The sequence below is a fragment of the Streptomyces murinus genome (assembly GCF_002154555.1).
GTDB lineage: Bacteria > Actinomycetota > Actinomycetes > Streptomycetales > Streptomycetaceae > Streptomyces > Streptomyces murinus.
In genome coordinates this window covers 1-2,948 of sequence record NZ_MUNF01000788.1, presented here as the reverse complement: position 1 = coordinate 2,948, position 2,948 = coordinate 1, and the positions used below count along the sequence as shown (strand labels likewise).

General features: G+C 73.7%; 2 protein-coding genes. Both read left to right on the top strand.

The window, feature by feature from the left end:
• Positions 1–1,091: 1,091 nt before the first annotated feature.
• Complete coding sequence (locus CCN72_RS35060) at positions 1,092–2,051, top strand: ABC transporter ATP-binding protein (RefSeq protein WP_086812401.1); 960 nt, start codon at positions 1,092–1,094, stop codon at positions 2,049–2,051.
• Complete coding sequence (locus CCN72_RS35055; protein WP_085567633.1) at positions 2,048–2,800, top strand: ABC transporter permease; 753 nt, start codon at positions 2,048–2,050, stop codon at positions 2,798–2,800. The genes CCN72_RS35060 and CCN72_RS35055 overlap by 4 nt, the downstream gene beginning before the upstream one ends.
• Positions 2,801–2,948 lie beyond the last annotated feature (148 nt).

Genomic DNA, 2,948 nt, shown 5'->3' with positions numbered 1-2,948 from the left:
CCCCCACCCCCGCCGAGGGGCCGAGCGGCTTCCTGTCCGGACACACCAGGATGGTCGCCGACGCGCCCGCCCTCATGGACCGGCTGCACCGGCTCACCGCGCTGGACCGCAGGCCCGCCCTGCTGGCCGTGCTCACCGCGCTGGCCGTCGGCGTGCTCGCCGCCGTCGCCGTCAGCGCCGGCACCCTGTGGCGGCAGACGGTGCACACCGCCGAACAGCCCGTGCTGCTGTTCGCCGTCGGCTGCGTCCTGTGGTGCAGCCTCGCCCTGCACGAACTGGCCCACGGCCTGTTCGCGCGCACCTGGGGCGGCCGCGTCAGCGAGATCGGGCTGCGCTGGATCCTCGGCGCCACCTACCTCTACTGCCAGGTGGACGACGTCCAGTTCCTCGGCAGCCGGGCCCGCAAGATCGCCACCGCCTGCGCCGGCGTCCTCGCCAACCTCCTCTTCCTGGTGCCGTTCTACGTCATCTGGCTGGTGCTCCCGGCCGATGCCCAGGCCCGGCCCGCGTTCGGCGCGCTACTGCTGCTCGGCGTCGTCACCGGCCTCGCCAACCTGCTGCCGCTGGCACCGCTCGACGGCTACCGGGCCCTCGGCCACGCCCTCGGGGTCTCCGGACTCGCCGAGGGCAGCCGCACCTTCACCGCCCTCGCCGCCCGCGCCCTGCTGCGCCGCGGCCCCGGCCTCCGGGCCTACCCGCCCCGGCTGCGCCTGCTGTACGGCGGCTTCGCCCTGCTCACCGCCGCGCAGACGGCCGCGCTGCTGGCCCTCGCCGGGCTGGTCCTGCGCCATCTGCTGCCGGACGGCATGGCACTGCTCGCCTGGTGGCTGCCGACCGCCCTGCTCGCCGCCGCCCTGCTGCTGTGGGGACTCGGCAACCTGGGGCGGCGGCTGCGCGGACGCCGTACGCAAGGCAGTACCGAGAGCCGCGCGGAAGGCCGTACAAAGAGCCGTACCGAAGGCCGCCCCCAGGACCCCGCCGCAGACCGGACGCCGGGCCCCGCGCGGTCCGCCGCGCCCACCTCCCCGTCCGCGGAACCCGGTCACGTCACCGGTGTCCGCGCCCCGTTGGACCCCGCAAGGAAAGGCGAGATGAACGAACCCCACGCACAGACCGGGACCGCACCCGGCCCCGTCAGCGCCACCGGGCCGGTCGTCGTCCTCGACGGCGTGATCAAGCGGTACGGGGAGGTCACCGCGCTCGACGGCGTCTCCCTCACCGTGCGGCGCGGTGAGTTCTTCGGCATCCTCGGCCCCAACGGCGCGGGCAAGACCACCCTGGTGGAGATCGTCGAGGGCATGCGCGAGGCGGACGACGGCACCGTCAGCCTCCTCGGCCAGAGCCCCTGGCCCCGGGACACCGCGCTGCTCGCCCGGATCGGCGTCCAGACCCAGGCGTCCGCGTTCTTCGCCCGGCTCACCGCGGGCGAGCATCTGCGCACCGTCGCCGCGCTCTACGGCACGGACCCGGACGCGGTGCGCATCGCCCTGGAGCGGGTCGGGCTCACCGAGAAGGAGAACGCGCGCGTCGACCATCTCTCCGGCGGACAGCGCCAGCGCCTCGCCATCGCCACCGCGCTGCTGCACGAACCGGAACTGATCTTCCTGGACGAGCCCACCGCCGCCCTCGACCCCGAGGCCCGGCGCGAACTGTGGGCGCTGCTGCGCTCGTTGCGCTCCGAGGGCCGCACCATCGTGTGCACCACCCACCACCTGGACGAGGCCGAGGCGCTGTGCGACCGGGTGGCGATCGTGGCCGGCGGCCGGATCATCGCCCTCGACACCCCCCGGGGCCTGATCCGCGCCCTCGCCGCGCCCGCCCGACTGATGCTGCCCGCAGCCGAGTTGACGGCCGAGGCCGCGCTCGCGCTGCCCGGCGTGGACCGGGCCACCGTCGAGGGCGACGAACTCGTCCTGGAGACCTCGGCCGTCAACCACGTCCTCACCGCGCTCGGCGACCTCGTCGACATCGAGTCGGTCACCGTGCGCACCGCCACCCTCGAAGACGCCTACCTCAGCCTCACCGGCCATGGAACGGAGCACCGCAGTTGACCGCCTACGCCGCACTGACCAGGGCCGGTTACGTCGCGAGCGTGCGCGACCGTACGACCCTCTTCTTCACCTTCCTCTTCCCGCTCGCCTTCCTGGTCCTCTTCGGCCTCATCTTCCAGGGCCAGCACGTCAACGGCGGGATGGCCTCCATCAACTACACCGCCCCCGGCGTCCTTTCGTGGGGCGTCGGCAACGCGTGCGTGTTCTCCGTCGGCTTCGCCCTGATGCAGTGGCGCCGTGACGACCTGCTGCGCCTCATCTGGCGCACCCCGACCCCGCTGCGCTCGCTGATCGCCTCCCGCTGGACCCTCGCCCTCGGCGTCGCCGCCGCGCAGACGGTGCTGTTCACCGCCGTGGCCCTGCTGCCCTTCTTCGGCCTTGAGCTCAACGGCCCCTGGTGGACCGGCATTCCGCTGCTGGTACTCGGCGTCACCGCGTTCCTCGCCATGGGGCTGGTTGTCGGCAGCCTCGCGAACACCCCGGAGTCGGTCGCGGCCATCGCCAACCTGGTGATGGTGCCGATGGCCTTCCTGTCCGGCTCGTTCTTCCCCGACGACCTGATGCCGAGCTGGCTGCGCACCGTCGCCAAGGTGCTGCCGCTGCACTACCTCAACGACGGCCTCACCGACGCCATGGGCGGTCGCGGCGACCTCGGGGACATCGGCCTGGACTGCGTCGGACTCGTCGTCTTCGCCCTGATCTTCGGGCTGATCGCCACCCGGATCTTCCGCTGGAGCAACCGGACATGACCACCGTCACCGCCCCCGCCCCGGCGACGGCACCCCTGGAGGCCGCCCGCGCGGCCCTCCAGGACCGCCTGGCGGCCCGCGCCGTCGCGGCGGGCCTGCCCGCCCCCGCCGTCTCCCGCATCGGCGACACCAACGTCCTCGGCGAGCG